Genomic DNA, 2,532 nt, shown 5'->3' on the forward strand with positions numbered 1-2,532 from the left:
GGGTGCGRTCACCCTGCCGCTGCTGCGCGTGCACCCGAAGATGACGGTGATCGAGTTCGACCGCGACCTGATCGCGCCGTTGACCGCCGCCGCCGAGCCCCTGGGTGAACTGACCATCGTCAACCGCGACGTGCTGCGGGTCGATTTCACCGAGCTGGCCGACGGACAGCCGATCCGCCTGGTCGGCAACCTGCCCTACAACATCTCCTCGCCCATCCTGTTCCATGCACTGGAACATGCTGCGGTGGTCTCGGACATGCACTTCATGCTGCAGAAGGAAGTGGTCGACCGCATGGCTGCCGGTCCCGGCAGCAAGGTGTTCGGCCGCCTCAGCGTGATGCTGCAGGCCTACTGCGAGGTGACCTCGCTGTTCGTGGTGCCGCCGGGTGCGTTCAGGCCGCCGCCGAAGGTCGATTCGGCCGTGGTGCGCCTGGTACCGCGCGACCCGGCCAGCATCGACATCAAGGACCACAAGCGCTTCGCCGAGGTGGTCAAGGCCGCCTTCGGCCAACGCCGCAAGACCCTGCGCAATGCCCTGAACAACGTGGTCAGYGCCGAGCAGTTCGTGGCCGCCGGCGTGCGCCCCGATGCCCGCGCCGAACAGCTGGACGTGGCTGAATTCATCGCTTTGGCCAATGCCACCTGATTACACTGCCGGTATGGAAGACGCTGACGTTTATGCCATCTCCGTCGAAGTCGCCCCGCGCTTCCTCGACGACCAATCCGCGCCGGAAGACGGTCGTTATGCGTTCGCCTATACGATCCGCATCCACAACCAGGGCCGCGTTGCCGCGCGCCTGGTCGCACGCCACTGGCGCATCACCGATGCCAATGGCCGCGTCGAGCATGTCGATGGCGATGGCGTGATCGGCGAACAGCCGCGACTGCGTCCGGGTGAAGACTTCCATTACACCTCGGGTGTCATGCTCGGCACCGAGCRCGGCACSATGCAGGGCCATTACGACATGSTKGCCGACGACGGCACCGARTTCGCCGCGCCGGTCGCACCCTTCGTGCTGGCCATCCCGCGCACCCTGCACTGACACGGAGGCCGAACGATGAGTGTATGGGCGATCGGCGACCTGCAAGGCTGCTATGACGTAACCCAGCGCCTGCTGGAGAAGATCCGGTTCGATCCGGCGCAGGACACCCTGTGGTTCTGCGGCGACCTGGTCAACCGCGGTGGACAGTCACTGGAAACCCTGCGGCTGGTGCATTCGCTGCGCGAACACAGCGTGGTGGTGCTCGGCAACCACGACCTTTCCCTGCTGGCCGTCGGTGCGCGCACCGAGGAAGAGCAGCGCAAGGTCAACCCGGACCTGCTGCGCATCGTCCAGGCCGAAGACCGCGATGTGCTGCTGGACTGGCTGCGCCTGCAGAAGCTGGTGCACGTGGACCGCGAGCTTGGCTGGATGATGGTGCATGCCGGCCTGGCGCCGAAGTGGACCACGCAGATGGCCGAGAAGCATGCGGCCGAAGTGGAAGTGCAGCTGCACGGCGCCGGCTACCGCAAGCTGTTCCGCAACATGTACGGCGACAAGCCCAGCTGGGCGCCGAACCTGACCGGCTACGAGCGCTCGCGGGCGATCATCAACGTGCTCACGCGCATGCGCTACTGCACCTCGCGCGGCCGCATCGGCATCGAGGACAAGGGCACGCCGGGCACCCAGGAACAGGGGCTGTATCCCTGGTTCGAAGTGCCGGGCCGGGTCGAACGCGACCTGAAGGTGGTCTGCGGCCACTGGTCCGCGCTCGGCCTGACCATCACCCAGGGCATCCACGCGATCGACACCGGTGCCGTGTGGGGTGGCAAGCTCACCGCGATCCAGCTCGACACCGATGAGCTGCGCGTGGTGCAGGTACCGGGACGCGACGTACCGGCACCGGTCGCCAACGCGCGGCCGCCCGCGCGACCGGCACACGAGCGCACGGCAGGCAAGGACAACAGCCAGGGCAACGGCAACGCTGCAACGGCTGGCGCCCCGGGCAACCGTGGTCCGCGCCGGCGCCGCCGCCGTGGTGGTGGTGGCGGTGGTGGCAACAACAACGGAACGCCTCCTTCGGCATGACGCCCGGCAACCGCGCACCATGGACGGTGCTGCTGCTGACGCTGGCCCTGGCCAGCGGCTGCCAGCCCTCATCGTCGCCAGCGACTGCCGGCGCCGACGCTACCGCCGCCCCTGCATCAGCTCCTGCACCTTCGCCGCCGCTGGTCGCTGCCGCACGCGCACAGATCGGCGTCACCACCCGCTACGACCCTGCCTATCAGGTACTGGCCTACCCCGGTGGCGACGTGCCCGCTGATCGCGGCGTATGCACCGACGTGGTGGTCCGCGCCCTGCGTACGCAGGGGCTGGACCTGCAGGTCCGCGTGAACGAAGACATGCGCGCTGATTTCAGCGCCTATCCGGCCCTCTGGGGCCTGTCGCGACCGGATCGGAACATCGACCACCGGCGCGTGCCCAACCTGATGCGCTGGTTCGACCGCCACGGCTGGCAGCAACCGATCAGTGCCCTTCCCAGCGACTTCGC

General features: G+C 67.7%; 4 protein-coding genes. All 4 read left to right on the forward strand.

Going from position 1 to position 2,532, the window contains the following annotated elements; genetic code table 11:
• Positions 1 to 646 (forward strand): 16S rRNA (adenine(1518)-N(6)/adenine(1519)-N(6))-dimethyltransferase RsmA (rsmA, locus tag AC1VAN_RS18275; RefSeq protein WP_480986384.1); only part of this gene is annotated, 646 nt, incomplete at its 5' end.
• A 13-nt stretch (positions 647 to 659) separates the two neighbouring features.
• Complete coding sequence (gene apaG, locus AC1VAN_RS18280; RefSeq protein WP_480986385.1) at positions 660 to 1,043, forward strand: Co2+/Mg2+ efflux protein ApaG; 384 nt, start codon at positions 660 to 662, stop codon at positions 1,041 to 1,043.
• A 15-nt stretch (positions 1,044 to 1,058) separates the two neighbouring features.
• A complete protein-coding gene (locus tag AC1VAN_RS18285) occupies positions 1,059 to 2,069 on the forward strand; it encodes a symmetrical bis(5'-nucleosyl)-tetraphosphatase (RefSeq protein ID WP_033830390.1) in 1,011 nt (336 codons plus the stop codon).
• On the forward strand, positions 2,066 to 2,532 hold a 467-nt coding region (locus tag AC1VAN_RS18290), incomplete at its 3' end, for a DUF1287 domain-containing protein (protein WP_480986386.1). The genes AC1VAN_RS18285 and AC1VAN_RS18290, both read left to right, overlap by 4 nt.

The sequence above is a fragment of the Stenotrophomonas sp. 05L44_2 genome (assembly GCF_056665995.1).